19 protein-coding genes are annotated in these 19,784 nt (G+C 56.3%); 14 read left to right on the top strand and 5 right to left on the bottom strand.

What is annotated here, in order from left to right; all coding sequences use genetic code 11:
- Window position 1 precedes the first annotated feature (1 nt).
- Together AAIG26_RS11390 and murJ are read left to right on the top strand one after the other, a co-directional pair.
- Window positions 2-925, top strand: coding sequence for a Gfo/Idh/MocA family oxidoreductase (locus AAIG26_RS11390; RefSeq protein ID WP_343179825.1), 924 nt, complete (start codon window positions 2-4; stop codon window positions 923-925).
- A 107-nt stretch (window positions 926-1,032) separates the two neighbouring features.
- Entirely contained in the window at window positions 1,033-2,571 is a 1,539-nt protein-coding gene (murJ, locus tag AAIG26_RS11385; protein WP_343179824.1) for a murein biosynthesis integral membrane protein MurJ, read from the top strand.
- An 80-nt stretch (window positions 2,572-2,651) separates the two neighbouring features.
- Here murJ and flgN read toward each other — a convergent pair whose 3' ends face one another.
- The 3 genes from flgN to flgA form a co-directional block, all read right to left on the bottom strand.
- A complete protein-coding gene (gene flgN / locus AAIG26_RS11380; protein WP_020457429.1) occupies window positions 2,652-3,074 on the bottom strand; it encodes a flagella biosynthesis chaperone FlgN in 423 nt (140 codons plus the stop codon).
- A gap of 4 nt (window positions 3,075-3,078) precedes the next feature.
- Window positions 3,079-3,372, bottom strand: a complete 294-nt coding sequence (flgM, locus tag AAIG26_RS11375; protein WP_017456400.1) for a flagellar biosynthesis anti-sigma factor FlgM — start codon at window positions 3,370-3,372, stop codon at window positions 3,079-3,081.
- Between the two features lie 94 nt (window positions 3,373-3,466).
- A complete protein-coding gene (flgA, locus tag AAIG26_RS11370; protein WP_045507063.1) occupies window positions 3,467-4,126 on the bottom strand; it encodes a flagellar basal body P-ring formation chaperone FlgA in 660 nt (219 codons plus the stop codon).
- Window positions 4,127-4,283: 157 nt separating this feature from the next.
- On the opposite strand from flgA, the gene flgB reads away from it, so the two are divergent.
- The 11 genes from flgB (at window position 4,284) to flgL (ending at window position 14,210) form a co-directional block, all read left to right on the top strand.
- A complete protein-coding gene (gene flgB, locus AAIG26_RS11365) occupies window positions 4,284-4,700 on the top strand; it encodes a flagellar basal body rod protein FlgB (protein WP_017456402.1) in 417 nt (138 codons plus the stop codon).
- A 4-nt stretch (window positions 4,701-4,704) separates the two neighbouring features.
- The gene (gene flgC, locus AAIG26_RS11360) at window positions 4,705-5,109 is read left to right on the top strand and encodes a flagellar basal body rod protein FlgC (RefSeq protein ID WP_020457431.1); all 405 of its coding nucleotides are present in this window, start codon (window positions 4,705-4,707) and stop codon (window positions 5,107-5,109) included.
- 11 nt (window positions 5,110-5,120) lie between these two features.
- Window positions 5,121-5,801: a flagellar hook assembly protein FlgD gene (gene flgD / locus AAIG26_RS11355; RefSeq protein WP_020457432.1), complete on the top strand. Its 681-nt coding sequence runs from the start codon at window positions 5,121-5,123 to the stop codon at window positions 5,799-5,801.
- A gap of 26 nt (window positions 5,802-5,827) precedes the next feature.
- Window positions 5,828-7,105, top strand: a complete 1,278-nt coding sequence (flgE, locus tag AAIG26_RS11350; protein ID WP_343179822.1) for a flagellar hook protein FlgE — start codon at window positions 5,828-5,830, stop codon at window positions 7,103-7,105.
- A gap of 20 nt (window positions 7,106-7,125) precedes the next feature.
- Window positions 7,126-7,881 (top strand): flagellar basal body rod protein FlgF, encoded by a 756-nt coding sequence (locus AAIG26_RS11345; protein ID WP_020457433.1) that lies wholly within the window; start codon window positions 7,126-7,128, stop codon window positions 7,879-7,881.
- 16 nt (window positions 7,882-7,897) lie between these two features.
- On the top strand, window positions 7,898-8,680 hold the full coding sequence (gene flgG, locus AAIG26_RS11340) for a flagellar basal-body rod protein FlgG (RefSeq protein ID WP_020457434.1): 783 nt from the start codon (window positions 7,898-7,900) through the stop codon (window positions 8,678-8,680).
- A gap of 57 nt (window positions 8,681-8,737) precedes the next feature.
- Window positions 8,738-9,436, top strand: a complete 699-nt coding sequence (gene flgH, locus AAIG26_RS11335; RefSeq protein WP_020457435.1) for a flagellar basal body L-ring protein FlgH — start codon at window positions 8,738-8,740, stop codon at window positions 9,434-9,436.
- 12 nt (window positions 9,437-9,448) lie between these two features.
- On the top strand, window positions 9,449-10,546 hold the full coding sequence (locus tag AAIG26_RS11330; RefSeq protein WP_020457436.1) for a flagellar basal body P-ring protein FlgI: 1,098 nt from the start codon (window positions 9,449-9,451) through the stop codon (window positions 10,544-10,546).
- Window positions 10,546-11,502: a flagellar assembly peptidoglycan hydrolase FlgJ gene (flgJ, locus tag AAIG26_RS11325; protein WP_017456410.1), complete on the top strand. Its 957-nt coding sequence runs from the start codon at window positions 10,546-10,548 to the stop codon at window positions 11,500-11,502. Before AAIG26_RS11330 ends, flgJ begins: the two co-directional genes overlap by 1 nt.
- 75 nt (window positions 11,503-11,577) lie before the next feature.
- Window positions 11,578-13,227 carry a flagellar hook-associated protein FlgK gene (gene flgK / locus AAIG26_RS11320; RefSeq protein ID WP_020457437.1) on the top strand — a complete coding sequence of 550 codons (1,650 nt, stop codon included), beginning with the start codon at window positions 11,578-11,580 and terminating at the stop codon, window positions 13,225-13,227.
- A gap of 14 nt (window positions 13,228-13,241) precedes the next feature.
- A complete protein-coding gene (flgL, locus tag AAIG26_RS11315) occupies window positions 13,242-14,210 on the top strand; it encodes a flagellar hook-associated protein FlgL (RefSeq protein ID WP_313626464.1) in 969 nt (322 codons plus the stop codon).
- Between the two features lie 81 nt (window positions 14,211-14,291).
- On the opposite strand, the gene AAIG26_RS11310 is transcribed toward flgL, so the two are convergent.
- Window positions 14,292-15,503 carry an MFS transporter gene (locus tag AAIG26_RS11310; protein WP_343179821.1) on the bottom strand — a complete coding sequence of 404 codons (1,212 nt, stop codon included), beginning with the start codon at window positions 15,501-15,503 and terminating at the stop codon, window positions 14,292-14,294.
- Window positions 15,504-15,628: 125 nt separating this feature from the next.
- Between AAIG26_RS11310 and AAIG26_RS11305 the strand changes: the two genes are divergently transcribed.
- Entirely contained in the window at window positions 15,629-16,567 is a 939-nt protein-coding gene (locus AAIG26_RS11305) for a LysR family transcriptional regulator (RefSeq protein ID WP_343179820.1), read from the top strand.
- Between the two features lie 40 nt (window positions 16,568-16,607).
- On the opposite strand, the gene rne is transcribed toward AAIG26_RS11305, so the two are convergent.
- A complete protein-coding gene (rne, locus tag AAIG26_RS11300; RefSeq protein ID WP_343179819.1) occupies window positions 16,608-19,754 on the bottom strand; it encodes a ribonuclease E in 3,147 nt (1,048 codons plus the stop codon).
- Window positions 19,755-19,784: the final 30 nt, after the last annotated feature.

The raw sequence follows: 19,784 nt of genomic DNA, 5'->3' as shown, positions 1-19,784 counted from the left end.
AGTGACAACTTTACGTATCGGTGTGGTAGGGCTTGGCGGCATAGCGCAAAAGGCCTGGTTGCCGGTGTTAGGCGCAGCAACAGACTGGACGCTGACGGCGGCCTGGTCGCCAACGCGGGAAAAGGCGCTACGCGTGTGCGAAACCTGGCGCATTCCGTATGCCGACTCGGTGGCTTCCCTGGCGGCACAATGCGATGCGGTTTTTGTCCATACTTCCACGGCTTCACACTATGCGGTCGTCAGTGAGTTGCTCAATCTCGGTGTACACGTTTGTGTCGATAAACCGCTGGCGGAAAACTTACAGGATGCGGAGCGGCTTATTGAGCTGGCCGCACGTAAAAAACTGACGCTGATGGTCGGGTTTAACCGCCGTTACTCCCCGCTTTACCGCGAGCTAAAACAGCAGATGCCGCAGGCCGCTTCGTTGCGTATGGATAAACACCGTACTGACAGCGTCGGGCCGCATGATTTACGCTTCACCCTGCTGGATGACTACCTGCACGTTGTGGATACCGCGCTATGGCTGGCGGGCGGTGCCGCGCAATTAAAAAGCGGGACGCTGCTGACCAATGACGACGGCGCTATGATTTATGCCGAGCACCATTTCAGTGTTGAACACCTGCAAATTACCACCAGCATGCATCGCCGGGCGGGCAGCCAGCGGGAATGGGTTCAGGCGGTGACGGACGGCGGCTTATTCGACATAACCGACATGCGCGAGTGGCGCGAAGAACGCGGGCAGGGCGTTGTCGCCCGTCCGGTGGCGGGCTGGCAGAGTGTGCTGGAGCAGCGCGGTTTCGCCGGATGCGCCCGCCATTTCATTGAATGCGTGCAAAATCAGACAGTTCCGGAAACCGCAGGTGAGCAAGCGATCCTCGCCCAGCGCGTGGTAGACAAGCTCTGGCGCGAGGCGATGAGTGAATAATGCCCGGTAACATCTGGCGATAGTAATTCGCCTTTTTCCCTGTAGACTAAGCGCTTCGCTGTACATCAACGCCTGCATTGCAGGCGTTGTGTCTTATGGAAACCAGAATGAACCTATTAAAATCGCTGGCGGCTGTCAGCTCCATGACGATGTTTTCCCGCGTGCTGGGTTTTGCGCGTGACGCCATTGTGGCAAGGGTGTTTGGTGCGGGAATGGCGACCGACGCCTTTTTCGTGGCGTTCAAACTGCCAAATTTATTGCGCCGCATTTTTGCAGAGGGGGCGTTTTCTCAGGCCTTTGTGCCGATCCTCGCCGAGTACAAAAGCAAACAGGGTGAAGATGCGACGCGGGTGTTTGTCTCCTATGTCTGCGGGTTGCTGACGCTGGCGCTGGCCATCGTCACCGTGGCCGGGATGCTGGCGGCACCGTGGGTGATCCTCGTCACCGCACCGGGTTTTGCCGATACGGCGGATAAATTCAACTTAACCTCGCAACTGCTGCGCATTACCTTCCCTTACATTCTGCTGATCTCGCTGGCGTCGCTGGCCGGGGCGATCCTCAATACCTGGAATCGCTTTTCGGTGCCGGCGTTTGCGCCGACATTCTTAAACATCAGCATGATTGGCTTTGCGCTGTTTGCTGCTCCCTATTTCCACCCGCCGGTACTGGCGCTGGCCTGGGCTGTTACGGTCGGCGGTGTGCTGCAACTGGTGTATCAGCTGCCGCACCTGAAGAAGATCGGCATGCTGGTGCTGCCGCGCATCAGCTTCCACGATGCCGGGGCGATGCGGGTTATCAAACAGATGGGGCCGGCCATTCTGGGGGTTTCGGTCAGCCAGATCTCACTTATCATCAACACCATTTTCGCCTCGTTTCTGGTTTCCGGTTCCGTGTCGTGGATGTATTACGCTGACCGCCTGATGGAGTTTCCCTCCGGCGTGCTTGGCGTGGCGCTTGGCACTATCCTGTTACCGTCGTTGTCGAAAAGTTTCGCCAGCGGGAACCACGACGAATATTGCCGCCTGATGGATTGGGGGCTGCGGCTCTGCTTTCTGCTGGCGTTGCCCAGCGCCGTAGCGCTCGGCATCCTGGCGAAACCGTTGACCGTTTCGCTGTTCCAGTACGGTAAATTCACCGCGTTTGATGCATCAATGACCCAGCGCGCGCTCATCGCCTACTCGGTAGGGCTGATGGGGCTTATCGTGGTTAAAGTGCTGGCGCCGGGCTTCTACTCGCGACAGAACATTAAAACGCCGGTGAAGATTGCCATTGTCACGCTGGTGATGACGCAATTAATGAACCTTGCGTTTATCGGGCCGCTGAAACACGCCGGGTTGTCTTTGTCGATTGGTCTGGCGGCCTGTCTGAACGCCGGGCTGCTCTACTGGCAGCTGCGTAAGCAGCAGATCTTTATGCCGCAGCCGGGCTGGGCAAGTTTCCTGCTGCGTCTGGTGGTTGCGGTGCTGGTGATGGCAGCGGCATTAGTGGGCATGCTGTATGTCATGCCGGAGTGGTCAACTGGCACTATGCCTTATCGCCTGCTGCGGCTGATGGCTGTCGTGCTGGTCGGGGTGATGGCCTATTTCGCCACGCTTGCGCTGCTGGGCTTTAAAGTGAAAGAGTTCGCGCGGCGGACTACGGTGTAAGTCTGTTCAGCGAAGTGAAAGCGGGAAAACAGAAAAGCAAATTGCCAGGGAATTATCCCTGGCAAAGAAGACGGGTCTTATTAAATCGAGATTTTCTTTCCGCCACGGCTGGCGGAAGCGGTATAGCCATTCGCGCCGTACAGGCTCGGTTCCTGATGCGGCTTTAGCAGTTCCAGCGCTTGCTGGTTACGCGCAATTTGTCCTTCCAGCAGCCATCCATTGTGCTGGTTAAGGTCGCGCAAATGCTGCGTTTTCTGCGTAATGGTTTGCCAGCGATCGGCGATGTCGTCGTTCGCGCTATGCTGCGCTTTTTGTGCCGAACGACGCTGTTGCTCCAGGTAATCCAGTGTCGCGAGCAATGAGCTTTTTTCTTCCGTGATACGCTGCAGTGCGCTGCTTTGAATGTTACCTACGGAAAGCTGTTTTTGCTCAGCATCCATCACGTCTTTAAGAGCGCTCAGGATAACTGTCATTTGATCAAGAATGTCTGACAGTCGATTCATACTGTTATTTACTCTGCAAGTAACTCTTCGCTTCATCAATCAGGGCATCGGCGATTTTGCCGGTGTCCATCTTCAGTTCACCATTACGGATCGCGGTTTTCAGCTGTTCCACGCGTTCCATATTGATGTCATTCGCGCCAGCCTGCATCAGCTTGGTCTGCGCGCCGCTGAGGGTCACGCTGGTGCTGTTTGCCGTAGCCGCTTTTTCCAGACGCGTTTTCTGCGTTTGGGTCTCGTTAGTTTCGCGCTGTTGAACGGAACTAACCGGTTTTAAAGACGATGTGCGATCAATGCTCATAGTGTTGTCCTCATCGAGGTATCCCGGCGTTTCGGGCCTGATATCTTTAGTCGTTGCTTAATTATCGGCAGGCGACATGAATTCTTTAAAAAGATTATAGGTTAATCAGAATATTCCCATCAGCGTTCACTGTACCGCTGACAATCTGCCCTGAAGCCATGCGCACACGGGCGTTTTGCGCCACCGCCGCATTGTTCAGTGCCTGACCTTCGCCGTTCACACTAAAGCCATCGCCCGACGCCACGACCTGTACACGCTGACCCGCTTTAACCCGCCACGCCTGGCGCAACATTGACAGTTGAATCGCCTGGCCTGGAGTAAGATCGCGCAAACTGACCGCATCCTGCGCCTGGGTAATATCCAGCATCGTTCTCGGCGGCAACTGATCGAGGCGGCCGCGTTTTAGCGTCACGCTGCCGGGCTGCAACAGGCTGCCACGGGCAACGGACTGCGCTGCCACCACATAGTTACCGGTCGCCTGAACCTCCACCTGCAAATAGCGCTTAACACCTGCGCAATTCGCCAGCACGTTCAGGTTCCCCCACAGTTTAGCGTTCCCGAGCACGCTCAGCGCTGGCTGCTCGCAACTGGGTAACAGATTTTGCGGGGTGCGTATATTTACCACTACCTCGTCGCTAAAGCCAGCAAGACGTTGAGCAAAAAATGACGTCAGCTGTGATTGCAAGTCAGCGGCCTGAGCAAAGGCGCTTAAAAACAGTAAGGTCGCGGCTAAACCGCCTTTCAACGTGTTCATCGCAGACTCCTGCCTGTTGAGTGGTTGAGGGGATTTTAACCGCATGGTCAACCTATCAACGCAATAAATAGCGACGCATTTTGCCCTTATTCCAGCGATAAGTTTGTCAGCGGAGATTTAAGCTGTTGGCTAAATAATTGTCATCAGTGGGGGAGCCATGCTCGATAAACTTGATGCCGCACTTCGTTTCCAGCAAGAAGCGCTGAACCTGAGCGCCCAGCGTCAGGAAATTCTGGCGGCAAACATCGCCAACGCCGATACCCCGGGGTTTCAGGCGCGCGATATTGATTTCGCCAGCGAATTGAAAAAAGTCATGGAGCGTGGGCGTGCTGAAGGCAGCGGCGTTGCGTTGACCATGACCTCTTCGCGTCATATCCCGGCGCAGGCGATGAGCGGACCGTCTACCGATTTGCTGTACCGCATTCCGGATCAGCCCTCGCTGGATGGCAACACCGTGGATATGGATCGTGAACGTACGCAGTTTGCTGACAACAGCGTTAAATACCAGACCGGCCTGACCGTGCTGGGTGGGCAGATCAAAAGCATGATGAGTGTTCTGCAACAGGGGAACTAATTAAATGGCATTACTGAATATCTTTGATGTCGCAGGCTCCGCGCTGACCGCGCAGTCCAAACGTTTGAACGTGGCCGCCAGTAACATGGCGAACGCCGACAGCGTGACCGGACCTGATGGTCAGCCGTATCGCGCCAAGCAGGTTGTATTCCAGGTGGATGCTGCGCCCGGGCAAGCGACCGGCGGTGTAAAAGTTGCTGATGTGATTGAAAGCCAGGCGCCGGACAAACTGGTTTACGAACCAGGTAACCCGCTGGCTGATGCGAATGGCTACGTCAAAATGCCCAATGTTGATGTGGTCGGCGAAATGGTGAACACCATGTCTGCGTCCCGCAGCTACCAGGCGAACGTTGAAGTGCTTAATACCGTTAAGAGCATGATGCTCAAAACCCTCACGCTCGGACAGTAAAGGAGACGCGCATGTCTATCGCCGTAAGAGTGGATGACCCGACAAATAACGGTGTCTCCTCGACCAGTAACAACACCAGCGCAACCGGAACAAACAGTGCATCCGACCTGCAAGGCAGCTTTTTAACGCTGCTGGTCGCGCAACTGAAAAACCAGGACCCGACTAACCCGCTGCAGAACAACGAACTGACCACTCAGCTGGCGCAAATCAGCACCGTGAGCGGGATTGAAAAACTGAACACCACCCTCGGTTCGATTTCCGGACAGATCGACAACAGCCAGTCGCTGCAGGCGACAAACCTGATTGGCCATGGCGTGATGATCCCGGGACAGACCGTTCTGGTGGGCAAAGAAACCTCAACGCCGTTTGGCGTGGAACTGACGCAAGCCGCCGATAAAGTGACCGCTACCGTGACCAGCAAAGACGGTACCGTGGTGCGCACTATCGATATTGGCTCGCTGACTGCCGGTGTCCACACCTTCAGTTGGGACGGCAAGATGACGGATGGAACAGCGGCACCTGATGGCTCTTATAAAGTCTCTATCGCCGCCAGCTCTGGCGCAACACAGCTGGTTGCCCAGCCGCTGCAGTTTGCACTGGTGCAAGGTGTTACCCGCGGCAGCAACGGTAGCACACTGGATTTAGGTACTTACGGTACCACCACACTCGACGAAGTACGGCAGATTATCTAAGCCAAAACACTTATCAGGAGTAAGTCATGGCCTTTTCACAAGCGGTCAGCGGCCTAGATGCTGCGGCCACCAACCTCGATGTCATTGGTAACAACATTGCCAACTCCGCCACCTATGGCTTTAAATCCGGCTCTGCGTCCTTCGCCGATATGTTTGCCGGTTCTAAAGTGGGTCTGGGCGTAAAAGTTGCCGGTATCACTCAGGACTTTACCGACGGTACAACGACCAACACCGGTCGTGGTCTGGACGTTGCGATTAGCCAGAATGGTTTCTTCCGCATGGTAGATACCAACGGTTCTGTTTATTACAGCCGTAACGGCCAGTTCAAGCTGGACGAGAACCGCAACCTGGTCAACATGCAGGGTATGCAACTGACGGGTTATCCGGTTGCGGGTACCCCGCCGGTAGTACAGACCGGTGCCAACCCGACGACCATTAACATCCCAACGACCGTGATGTCGGCGCGTGCCACCACCACGGCGACGATGCCGATGAACCTGAACTCGACGGCGACCATTCCGACGACGACACCGTTCGATCCGACTAACTCGGATACCTACAACAAAAAAACCACGGTAACGTCTTACGACAGCCTGGGTAACGAACATGCGGTTGACTGCTATTTCGTTAAAACCGCCGCTAACACCTGGGATGTCTACACCAAAGACTCCAGCATTTCCGGCTCTTCTTATGAAAAAGCCGCGCAGATGTCGTTCAGCTCCAACGGTACGCTCACTTCCGTGACTAACTACACGGAAGTGCTGCCAGCCACCACGCCGCGTACCTGGAACCTGAACGCCACGCCGAACGCACAGCCGCAGATCAATATCGCGCTGGCCAGCCTCAATGGTTCTGCTGCCAGCACTTACTCGCTGAGCTTCCTGAACTCCATGCAGCAGAACACCGGCAGCAGCGGTGCAGCCTCTGTTGATCAGGATGGTTACCCGCCAGGATCACTGGTGAGCTACGCCATCAACGATGACGGCACCGTGGTGGGCAGCTACTCCAACGAGAAAACTCAGGTACTGGGTCAGATCGTGCTGGCGAACTTTGCTAACAACGAAGGCCTGAAATCCGAAGGGGACAACGTCTGGTCTGCGACCACCGCTTCCGGCGTTGCTATCGTGGGTACAGCGGGTTCCGGCAACTTCGGTAAGCTGACCAACGGCGCACTGGAAGCATCAAACGTGAATCTGAGTAAAGAACTGGTGAACATGATTGTCGCGCAGCGTAACTATCAGTCGAACGCGCAGACTATCAAAACCCAGGATCAGATCCTTAACACGCTGGTTAACCTGCGTTAATCGTCTGACGGGATGGCTTAATGGATCACGCAATATACACCGCGATGGGCGCCGCCAGCCAGACGCTGAATCAGCAGGCTGTCACCGCCAGCAACCTCGCGAATGCGTCCACGCCAGGCTTTCGCGCGCAGCTCAATGCGCTGCGCGCGGTACCGGTAGAAGGGCTTTCACTGCCTACCCGTACGCTGGTAGTGGCTTCTACGCCTGGCGCCGATATGACGCCAGGGCAACTTGACTACACCTCGCGTCCGCTGGACGTGGCGTTGCAGCAGGACGGTTGGCTGGCAGTACAGACGGCGGACGGCTCTGAAGGGTATACCCGTAACGGTAATATCCAGGTGAGTTCAACCGGCCAGTTGACCATTCAGGGGCATCCGGTGATTGGCGACGGCGGCCCGATTTCGGTACCGGAAGGTTCGCAAATTAGTATCGCGGCTGACGGTACGATTTCATCGCTGAACCCTGGCGATCCGGCGAATACTATCGCGCCGGTCGGCAAGCTGAAGCTGGTGAAAGCGAACGCGCAGGAAGTGGTGCGCGGTGATGACGGGCTGTTCCGTCTGAGCCAGAACGCACAAGCGACCCGTGGTACGACATTGCAGGACGACCCGTCTATTCGCGTGATGTCAGGTGTGCTGGAGGGCAGTAACGTCAAGCCGGTTGCCGCAATGACCGACATGATCGCCAGCGCCCGTCGTTTCGAGATGCAGATGAAAATTATCAGCAGCGTCGACGATAACGCCCAGCGCGCCAACCAATTGCTGTCAATGGGCTAATTAAACAGGACTACTTATGATCAGTTCATTATGGATCGCAAAAACCGGCCTCGACGCCCAACAAACCAATATGGATGTCATCGCCAACAACCTGGCGAACGTCAGTACCAATGGTTTTAAGCGCCAGCGCGCGGTATTTGAAGATCTGCTGTACCAGACGATTCGTCAGCCTGGCGCACAGTCTTCAGCGCAGACAACGCTACCTTCGGGTTTGCAGATCGGTACCGGTGTTCGTCCGGTGGCCACCGAGCGTCTGCACAGCCAGGGCAACCTGTCTCAGACCAACAACAGTAAAGATGTGGCGATCAAGGGGCAGGGTTTCTTTGAAGTGCTGCTGCCGGACGGCACCTCGGCGTATACCCGCGATGGTTCCTTCCAGGTCGACCAGAACGGTCAACTGGTAACGGCGGGTGGTTTCCAGGTGCAGCCTGCGATCACCATTCCGGCGAACACCCTGAGCATCACCATTGGCCGCGACGGCGTGGTTAGCGTGACGCAGCAGGGTAACGCCGCGCCGGTTCAGGTTGGCCAGTTAAACCTGACCACCTTTATGAACGACACCGGTCTGGAAAGTCTTGGTGAAAACCTGTACGCAGAAACGCAGTCGTCTGGCGCGCCAAACTCCACGACGCCGGGGCTGAACGGTGCGGGGATGCTGTATCAGGGGTATGTGGAAACCTCGAACGTAAACGTGGCGGAAGAGCTGGTGAATATGATCCAGGTTCAGCGCGCTTACGAAATAAACAGTAAGGCAGTATCGACCACCGATCAGATGCTGCAAAAACTGACGCAACTCTAAGGCGTTATCCGGTGCGGTAACTGCCGCACCGGAACCCTGATTTTGAAGATGAATGCAATGCAAAAATACGCCGTGCGCAGCTATCCGATTATGGCTTTAGTGGCATTAACCCTGACGGGATGTGCCTGGGTTCCATCAACGCCGTTGGTTCAGGGGGCGACCACCGCTCAACCGGTTCCGGGACCGGTGCCGATGGTAAATGGATCGATTTATCAGACTGCGCAGCCGATCAACTACGGCTATCAGCCACTGTTTGAAGACCGTCGTCCGCGTAACGTGGGCGATACATTGACGATCGTACTGCAAGAGAACGTCAGTGCCAGTAAGAGCTCGTCGGCAAATGCCAGCCGTGACAGCAAGGCCAGTTTCGGCATGGATACCACGCCGCGATACCTGGAAGGTCTGTTTGGTAATGCCCGCGCCGATCTCTCTGCTTCCGGCGGTAATACCTTTAACGGCAAAGGTGGCGCCAATGCCAGCAATACCTTTAGCGGCACGCTGACCGTGACGGTCGATCAGGTGCTGATCAATGGCAATTTACATGTGGTGGGTGAAAAACAGATAGCCATCAACCAGGGCACTGAATTCATCCGCTTCTCGGGTGTCGTGAACCCACGCACCATCAGCGGCAGCAACACGGTTCCGTCCACACAGGTGGCGGACGCGCGCATCGAGTATGTCGGCAACGGCTATATCAACGAAGCGCAGAACATGGGCTGGCTGCAACGTTTCTTCCTCAACTTATCGCCGATGTAACCGGGGTGAATTATGTTTAAGTATTTGACTGGTATCGTGTTAGCGCTGGTGGCGACCTTCGCCCAGGCTGACCGTATCCGGGATCTCACCAGTGTACAGGGCGTACGTGAAAACTCCTTAATTGGTTATGGCCTGGTCGTGGGGCTCGATGGTACAGGTGACCAGACGACCCAGACGCCATTTACCACCCAAACCTTAAACAACATGTTGTCGCAGATGGGGATCACGGTTCCTGCTGGCACCAACATGCAGCTGAAAAACGTGGCGGCGGTGATGGTCACCGCCCAGTTCCCGGCGTTTGCACGCCAGGGACAGACCATTGATGTCGTGGTCTCCTCAATGGGTAACGCAAAAAGCCTGCGCGGCGGTACGCTGCTGATGACGCCGCTGAAGGGCGTTGACAGCCAGGTATATGCGCTGGCGCAGGGTAACATTCTGGTCGGCGGTGCAGGTGCTTCCGCAGGTGGCAGCAGTGTGCAGGTCAACCAGCTTAACGGCGGGCGTATCACTAACGGTGCGGTCATCGAACGTGAACTGCCGACCCAGTTTGGCGCAGGTAACACCATTAACCTGCAGCTGAACCAGGAAGATTTCAGCATGGCGCAGCAAATTGCCGACACCATCAACCGTAACCGTGGTTACGGCAGCGCGACCGCGCTGGATGCGCGTACCGTGCAGATCCGCGTTTCTAACGGCGGCAGCTCGCAAGTCCGTTTGCTGGCCGACATCCAGAATATGGAAGTCGGCGTTACGCAGCAGGACGCGAAAGTCATTATTAACTCCCGTACCGGCTCGGTGGTGATGAACCGCGAAGTGGCGCTGGATAACTGTGCTGTCGCGCAGGGCAACCTCTCGGTAACGGTCAATCAGCAGGCCAACGTGAGCCAGCCGAATACGCCATTTGGCGGCGGTCAGACGGTGGTGACACCGCAAACACAAATTGATATGCGCCAGAGTGGCGGTTCGCTGCAAAGCGTCCGTTCCAGCGCCAACCTGAACAGCGTGGTCCGTGCGCTTAACGCGCTCGGTGCTTCCCCGATGGAGCTGATGTCCATCCTTCAGGCGATGCAAAGCGCAGGCTGCCTGCGTGCGAAACTGGAGATCATCTAATGTTGACTGACAGCCGGTTGTTGACAAGCGCGGCATGGGACGCGCAATCACTGAATGAACTGAAGGCGCAAACCCGTCAGGATCCTGGCGCGAACCTGCGCCCGGTTGCCCGCCAGATGGAAGGGATGTTCGTGCAGATGATGCTGAAAAGCATGCGCGAAGCGTTACCGAAAGACGGGATTTTCAGCAGTGATTCAACGCGGCTGTACACCAGCATGTATGACCAGCAAATTGCACAGCAGATGACCGCAGGCAAAGGCCTTGGCCTGGCCGATATGATGGTTAAACAGATGGCTGGCGATCAGGCACCTGTTGAGCCTGCCGATCAGATGCAGCAGGTGCCGATGAAGTTCCCGCTGGAAACCGTGACGTCCTATCAAAACCAGGCACTGACACAACTGGTGCGCAAAGCGATGCCAAAAGTGCCGGAAGATGGCGACGAGCCGTTAACCGGTGACAGCAAAGACTTCCTTGCCCAGCTTTCACTGCCGGCGCGTCTTGCCAGTGAGCAGAGCGGTGTTCCGCATCACCTGATCCTCGCGCAGGCCGCGCTGGAATCCGGCTGGGGCCAGCGCCAGATCCCGCGTGAAAACGGTGAGCCGAGCTTTAACATTTTTGGTGTTAAAGCCACGCCAGGCTGGAAAGGGCCGACCACAGAAATCACGACGACAGAATATGAAAACGGCGAAGCGGTGAAGGTGAAAGCCAAGTTCCGCGTCTACAGCTCGTACCTTGAAGCGCTCTCCGATTATGTGGGCATGCTGACGCGTAATAAACGCTACTCGGCGGTGACCACGGCGGCGACGGCGGAGCAGGGCGCGCAGGCGTTGCAGAACGCCGGTTATGCGACCGATCCAAACTACGCCCGTAAGCTGACCAGCATGATCCAACAGCTTAAATCGATGGGTGAAAAGGTCAGTAAAGCCTACAGCACGGATATCCAAAATCTGTTCTGAAATATCTCAAGTTTTGCCCTGGGTTGCCGATAATCGTCAACAGGACTCATGTCTGAAAGTGTATAAGGAACCTCCATGTCCAGTTTGATTAACAGCGCCATGAGTGGGCTCAACGCAGCCCAGGCCGCGCTTAATACCGCCAGTAATAACATTGCCAGTTATAACGTAGCGGGTTATACCCGTCAGACGACGGTGCTCACCTCAGGCAACAGTACCCTGACCGGTGGCGGCTGGGTGGGTAACGGTGTACTCGTTACCGGTGTTCAGCGTGAGTATGACGCCTTTATTACTAATCAGCTGCGTGCAGCGGAAAACCAGAACAGCGGTTTGACCACGCGTTACCAGCAGATGTCAAAAATTGACGATGTACTGTCGGATACCACTAACTCGCTGTCGACCAGCCTGCAGAGCTTCTTTTCCAGCTTGCAAACACTGGTAAGTAACGCTTCTGACCCGTCATCCCGTCAGGCGATGCTGGGTAAAGCGGACGGTCTGGTTAACCAGTTCAAAGTGGCCGACCAGTACCTGCGTGACCAGGATAAACAGGTAAACCTGTCTATCTCTTCAAGCGTTGATCAGATCAACAACTACTCCACGCAGATTGCCAAACTTAACGACCAGATTTCTCGTCTGACCGCGGTTGGCGGCGGTGCGTCGCCGAATGACCTGCTCGATCAGCGCGACCAGCTGGTTAGCGAACTGAACAAAATTGTCGGTGTTGAAGTCAGCGTCCAGGATGGCAACACCTACAACATCAGCATGGGTGATGGCTACTCTCTGGTGCAGGGCAGCGATGCGCGCCAGTTGGCGGCCGTCCAGTCCAGCGCCGATCCGGCACGTACTGCCGTGGCGTATGTTGACAAAACCGCAGGCAATATTGAGATCCCGGAAAAACTGATTACCACCGGTTCGCTGGGCGGTTTGCTGTCGTTCCGTTCGCAGGATCTTGACCAGGCGCGTAATACGCTTGGACAACTGGCACTGTCGTTTGCTGATTCATTCAACAAGCAACACACGCAGGGTTACGATGCGAGTGGTAATCAGGGTGGCCAGTTCTTTACCATTGGCGCGCCATCAACCACCAGTAATTCCAAAAACACCGGTGATGCGGTACTGACCGCAGCGGTCAGCGACAGCTCGGCGGTACAGGCGACGGATTATAAAGTGGCCTACGACGGGACTAACTGGAAAGTTACCCGACTGTCCAACAATACCACGACCACCGTGACGCCAGATCCCTCCGATGGCACGCTGAATTTCGACGGTCTGAAAGTTAGCATCAGCGCCACCACTGGCCCTAAAGCCAACGACAGTTTTACCGTTCGCCCGGTGAGCAATGCGATTGTGAATATGAGCGTGGCGATTACCGATGAGTCGAAAATCGCCATGGCTTCCGTCGCCGGTTCTGGTGCGAGCGATAACCGCAACGGCCAGGCGATGCTGAATCTGCAAAGCGCGAAAGTCGTCGGCGGCAACAAAACGTTTAACGACGCGTATGCCACACTGGTCAGCGATGTAGGCAACAAAACCTCGACGCTGAAAACCAGCTCCACCACGCAGACGAACGTGGTGACGCAGTTGACCAAGCAGCAGCAGTCGATCTCCGGGGTTAACCTCGATGAAGAGTACGGTAACCTGCAGCGTTATCAACAATATTACCTGGCGAACGCTCAGGTTTTACAAACTGCAAGCACGCTGTTTGATGCGCTGCTCGGCATTCGCTAAGTAAGGGGTGAAAAATGCGTATCAGTACTCAAATGATGTACGAACAAAGCATGCGCGGCGTGACCAACTCGCAGAGCGCGTGGTTGGGTTACGGCGAGCAAATGGCGACCGGGCAGAAAGTTAACCGCCCGTCGGACGATCCCATTGCCGCTTCTCAGGCGGTGGTGATTTCGCAGGCGCAGGCGCAAAACACTCAGTATGAGACGGCGCGTACTTTCGCCAAGCAGAAAGTGTCGCTGGAAGAGAGCGTATTGCAGCAGGTGACGACGGCGATCACTGGCGCACAGGGCACCATTGTGAAAGCGGGCAACGGTTCGCTGAGTGATGATGACCGTGCTTCGCTGGCAACTGAACTGCAGGGCTACCGCGATCAGCTGCTGAACCTGGCGAACAGTACCGACGGTAACGGTCGCTATATCTTTGGCGGCTATAAAACGGAAAGCGCGCCGTATGATGCCACGGGCACATATAGCGGTGGTAACCAGGCAATTTCCCAGCAGGTTGACGCCTCGCGTACCATGGTTATTGCGCATACGGGCAATGAAGTATTCAACCATATCAGCAGCAACGCCACGCCAGAACCGGTTGATCCGGCCACCGGCCTGCCGGGCACTTCGGAAACCGATCTGTTCAAAATGCTCGATACGGCGATTACCGCACTGAAAACCCCGGTAGCGGGCAATGAAACCGCCAAGGCGGCAGCGCAGGCAGTAGTGGATAAAACCAGCCGTGGTCTGGGTAACTCCCTGAACAACGTGTCGACTGTCCGTGCTGAACTGGGTACGCAGTTGAACGAACTGGACACCCTCGATGCGCTGGGCGATGACCGTACTGTGGCGCTGAAACAGCAGAAGAGTGATTTGATTGACGTGGACTGGAACTCGGTGATTTCGTCTTACACCATGCAACAAGCCGCGCTGCAGGCGTCTTACAAAGCGTTCACCGATATGCAGGGTCTGTCGTTGTTCCAGATGAATAAGTAATGTTTTCATTTTGAGCATGTCTGGAAACTGGGCATGTTCGCTATGCCCGCTCCATCACCCCGGAGCGGGCTTTTTTTTATCCTACGCTTTCTGCGCCGCTTGCTGGATTTGACGGGCGTCGAACAGACGGATCAGCAGAGCAACCAGACCGGAAACCGTTGCCAGCATTACCACACCCTGCCAGGACGCAACGGAGTAAAGTTTGCTGCCCAGCGCAGAGCCCAGCGCCATACCAATGAACACACCAGTAAACAGCAGCGCATTCAGACGACCACGCGCTTGCGGTTCAAGACCGTACACGAGGTTCTGGTGAGCCACCAGACTGGATTGCAGACCCAGGTCGAAACCCACCGCCGAGAGGGCAATCAGTGCCAGCCGGCCATGCGGCGGCAGTACCGGCAGCAGGAACATCAGGGCGAAGGATACCGTCACCAGACCCGCACCTAACTGTGTGACTTTTTCTGCGCCAACTTTATCCGCCAGACCACCCGCCAGCGGTGCCGCTAACGCACCCGCCGCACCGGCGATGCCGAACGTACCCGCGACCGCGCTGCCTAACTGATATTTTTCCAGCAGCATCAACGCAAGGGTTGACCAGAAAGCGCTAAAAGCGATGGATAAAAAACCCTGGGCGAAAGCGGCGCGGCGCAGTGCCGGATAGCGTTGCCACAGGTGCGCCATCGATTTCATCAGCGCCGGGTAGCTCAGCGTGGAGTGGGTTGCGAAACGCGGCAGCACCGACCACATCAGCACGCCAATCAACGCAATGCTGACTGCGGCAAGTTGATACATGATACGCCAGCCGAATGCCGCGCCGACAAAGCCGCTGACGGTACGGGAAAGCAGGATCCCGAGCAGCAAACCGGTCATTACCGTGCCGACCATTTTCCCCTGTTTGCCTTCCGGCGCGAGAATTGCTGCCGCCGGGACAATATCCTGTGCCATTGTTGCGGCCATGCCCAGTAACAGGCTGACGACCAGTAATGAAGGTAGATGGCTGGTCAGGCTACAGGCCAGTAACAGCAGCGCCAGTGCAGCACTTTTAACCAGGATCAGACGGCGGCGGTCGTGGCGGTCGCCCAGCGGCAGCAGGAACAAAATACCCAGCGCATAACCGGCCTGTGTGAGTGTCGGCACCAGCCCCATACCGTTGACGGTTAAGTGCAGGTCGCTGCCCATTAATGGCAGCAGCGGTTGTGAATAATAGATAGCCGCGACGCTGAATCCGGCGCCGAGCGCGAGGGCAAAAATGACCCAGCCAACAACATCGGACGAAAGAGAATGACGGTTCATAGCAGGTTCCCCAGGAACGTTAGGTGTAAATAACGAAGTGAGGCCATTTTTACGCAGCAGAGCATGGCGCGGTAGCCAGCGGAGTGGTAAAACGATTATACGTGAAACGTATAGGTAAAATAATAATGAAACGGCAAGAGCGTATAGATAGGGTGGATTTGATGCGGACGTATATCCGTATCGTGGAGGCCGGGTCGCTGTCGGCGGCGGCGCGCCAGCTGGAGACGACGCAGGCGACGGTCAGCCGCCGGTTGCAGTCGCTGGAGTCGCTGCTTGGCGTCAAGCTGCTCTTGCGCACCACCCATGCAATGAAGCTGACGGATGATGGCGAACGCTGCTATCAGCATGCAAAGCGCGTTGCGGATGCCTGGGTAGCGCTGGAAGATGAGCTGAGCCAGTCCGACGACGAGCCGGTCGGGATTTTGCGCGTACGCGCACCGCATGCCTTTGGTCAGGAACAACTGCTCGGTCCGCTGACTCAGTTTCTTGAACGTCACCAGCAACTCTCTGTTGAATGGATGCTCAATGACAAGAATGTCGATTTTCTCAGTGCCAATATCGATTGCGCTATTCGCGTTGGGGCAGAAGTGGACCCGGCAACGGTATCGGTACTGCTGGCAGAAGTACCCCGATCTATCGTGGCGTCACCCGCGTTGCTGGCGCGTTTTCCCGCTGTCGACACACCGCAGCAGCTCTCCTCGCTGCCGTGGATTGCGCTCAGCACGTTCTACCAGCATGAAATTCATCTGAGTCATCTGCAAAGTGGCGATACAGAACAGGTGGCGATTGCACCCCGGCTCTATACCGACAGCCTGTATGCGGCCCGCAATACCGCCATTGGCGGGCTTGGCGTGACGCTGATTTCCAGTTGGGCGGTGGAAGAGGAGTTGCGCAGTGGCAAGCTGGTAGCGCTGTTGCCGCAGTGGCAGGCCGCGCCGCTGCCGGTTCATCTGGTTTATCCGTGGGCGCGCTATTATCCCGCGCGGTTGCGGAAATTTTTACAACTGATGCGTGAAGTGATGCCGGGGCTTGGCGGTATGCGCCATCCGGTGCGACAGACATAAAAAAAGCCGACCCGGGGGTCGGCTTTTGACTGCCAGGGAATTACTCAGCAGCTGGCGGTTTCGTCGCCGGAGCGGTTGCCGCGTGTGTGGCGCTGTGACCACCCGCAGAACCTTTACCTTCAAAGACGAAGTTCGGGCGTACCCAGTCACTGTGACGCGGCGCTTCCGGCACATAGGCAGGCGCTGGCGCTTTGGTCATTGGCGCGGTAGCCACTTTTTTAGCCGCGGGAGCAACATGTGCTACCACCGGCGCTTTCACCTGCTCGGCAACAACTGGCGCAGCCGCTTCTTCGGACGCGTCCTGTACAACTTCCGGGTCTGGCGTTTCTGCTACCGGTGCGACTTCCTGTTGTGCGGGTTCGGCTTCTTCTGCCACTTCCTGCGCAACGGGACGATCTTCCTCAGCAATCAGCTGCGGTTGTTCATCCACCGGCGTGTCGATCACTTCCGGGTGGGTGGTTTCAACGGCAACCGTCTGCGGTGCTTCAACAGCGGCTTGCGGTTCAACCACTGCCGGCTCGGCATTTTCAACCGTCGCCTGCGGCTCAACAACTTCCGCTTGCGGATGCGCAACCAGTTGCACTTCAGCCATAGCCGGAGCGATCTCCTGCTCAGGGGCTGCATTGTTTTCAACGGCCAGTTCCTGAGTCTGCTGCTCTTCCTGCGCGCGCGGCACCGGATAACGGATCCACACTTTACCGGACGCCATTTCCGGTGAGGCACAGGCTACGGTCAACGGCATTGGAGATTGCAGCGGGTAACGTTCATCACGGTAGCGACGGCGACGCTGACCACTCACGCGCAGGTGGCGCGGGGAACGGCGTGAACGGCGCGGCATCGCGTTTTCGCGTGCTTCAGCGTTTTCATCCTGTTCCTGTACCGGCGCGGTTTCAACCACCGCTGGCAGGTCGACTTTCGCCAGCTGCGTGTTTTGCGCTGCGGTGTCCTGGACAGTGATTTCTTCAACGCGGTTTTCTACGTTGTTGTCACCGCCAATACGGACTTTCTGGCTGAGTTGACGCTGTTTACGACGCGGCATGACCTGTACGCGCTCTTCCTGTTCAGTTTCCTGAGCAGGTTGCTCATCGCGGTTCAGCTCTTTGACATCCTGCTGCGCCTGGCGTTTATCATCATTACGGCGACGGTTGCGCTCACGGCGAGGTTGCTGCTGCTCGTCACGAGATTTCGCTTTCTCTGTTTCATCAACAGCGACTGGCTGGCGAGATTCACGGGCTTCGGCGTTTTGCTGCGATTTTTCGCGGCGGTTACGACGATTCTCTTCGCGACCTTCGCGGTTATCACGGCTTTCGCGCGCTTCGTTGCCTTCGCTGCGGTTGTCACGGCGGTCATTACGATCGCGACGGTTGCTCTGGCGTGATTTACGACGATCCTGCTGACGCTCTTGTTTCTCGCCTTTTTTCTCTTCTTTCACTTCAACCGGCGCCGGGGCAGCTTCACCCGCGAACAAGCCTTTCAGGGCTGAGAAGAAACGACCCAGCAAACCTGGGGCGGCAACTTGTGTTGCGGCAGGTTGCGCCTGGCTTGCTGCTGTGGCTGGCGCTTGTGGTGCTGGCGGAACGTCCGGCATAACGAAGGTAGCCAGTGCAGGTTGTTCAGGTAACTTACGTTCGGCGTACTCTTCTTCAGACGGCAGGGCCATCTCTTCTTCGTGCAGTTTCGGCAGCAGGTAGCTCAGCGTTGGCGTCTCTTCGCCTTTACGCACGCGCAGTACGGAGTAGTGCGGCGTTTCCATCTGGTCGTTTGGCACGATCACGCAGCGTACGCCGCCCTGACGGGCTTCGATAGCGCTTACCGCGGCGCGTTTTTCGTTTAACAGGTATGACGCGACCGGAACCGGTACAATCGCATGCACTTCCTGGGTGTTTTCTTTCAGCGCTTCTTCTTCAATCAGACGCAGAATCGACAGCGACAGGGATTCGTTATCACGAATGGTGCCGGTACCGCTACAACGCGGGCAGACATGATGGCTGGACTCGCCCAACGACGGGCTCAGGCGCTGGCGGGACATCTCCAGCAGGCCGAAGCGGGAAATATGGCTAATCTGAATACGCGCACGATCCTGACGTACTGCTTCACGCAGACGGTTTTCCACCGCGCGCTGGTGGCGCACCGGGGTCATATCAATAAAGTCGATAACGATCAGGCCACCCAGGTCACGCAGACGCAGCTGGCGTGCGATCTCATCCGCCGCTTCCAGGTTTGTGTTAAAGGCGGTCTCTTCAATATCGCCACCGCGCGTTGCGCGTGCGGAGTTGATATCAATGGCGGTCAGCGCTTCGGTGGAGTCAATAACGATAGAGCCACCGGACGGCAGACGGACTTCACGCTGGAATGCGGATTCAATCTGCGACTCAATCTGGTAATGACTGAACAGCGGGATTTCCCCGGTGTACAGTTTAATTTTGCTGCTGAAATCCGGACGGCCCAGCGCAGCGATATGCTGGCGAGCCAGCTCAAGCACTTTCGGGTTATCGATGAGGATTTCGCCGATATCCTGACGCAGATAGTCACGGAAGGCGCGCACAATCACGTTGCTTTCCTGATGGATCAGGAACGGAGCAGGGCGGCTTTCGGCGGCTTTCTGGATAGCTTCCCAGTGTTTCAGACGGAAGCTCAAATCCCACTGCAGCGCTTCGGCGGATTTGCCCACGCCTGCGGTGCGTACGATAAGACCCATACCATCCGGTAATTCCAGGCTGGAGAGTGCTTCTTTCAGCTCGGTGCGATCGTCGCCTTCAATACGGCGAGAAATGCCGCCCGCACGCGGGTTGTTCGGCATCAGCACCAGGTAGCTGCCTGCAAGGCTGATAAAAGTGGTCAGTGCCGCGCCTTTGTTGCCGCGCTCTTCTTTATCAATCTGAACGATGACTTCCTGACCTTCACGCAGTACGTCTTTGATGTTCGGACGTCCATGTGCGTTGTAATTAGCTGGGAAGTATTCGCGGGCGATCTCTTTGAGGGGGAGGAAACCGTGACGCTCGGCACCGTAATCAACAAATGCGGCTTCAAGGCTGGGTTCAATGCGGGTGATTTTACCTTTGTAGATGTTCGCTTTTTTCTGCTCGTGTCCCGGGCTTTCGATATCCAGGTCGTACAGGCGTTGTCCATCAACAAGTGCGACACGCAACTCTTCTTGCTGAGTTGCGTTTATTAACATTCTTTTCATCGTAACTTACTCATTATTCTTACATTGACG

The sequence above is a fragment of the Kosakonia sp. PSU_27 genome (genome assembly GCF_039409795.1).
In the GTDB taxonomy this organism is placed as follows: domain Bacteria; phylum Pseudomonadota; class Gammaproteobacteria; order Enterobacterales; family Enterobacteriaceae; genus Kosakonia.
Note: the sequence above shows the minus strand (reverse complement) of the source record. Positions and strands in the feature narration are given on the sequence as shown.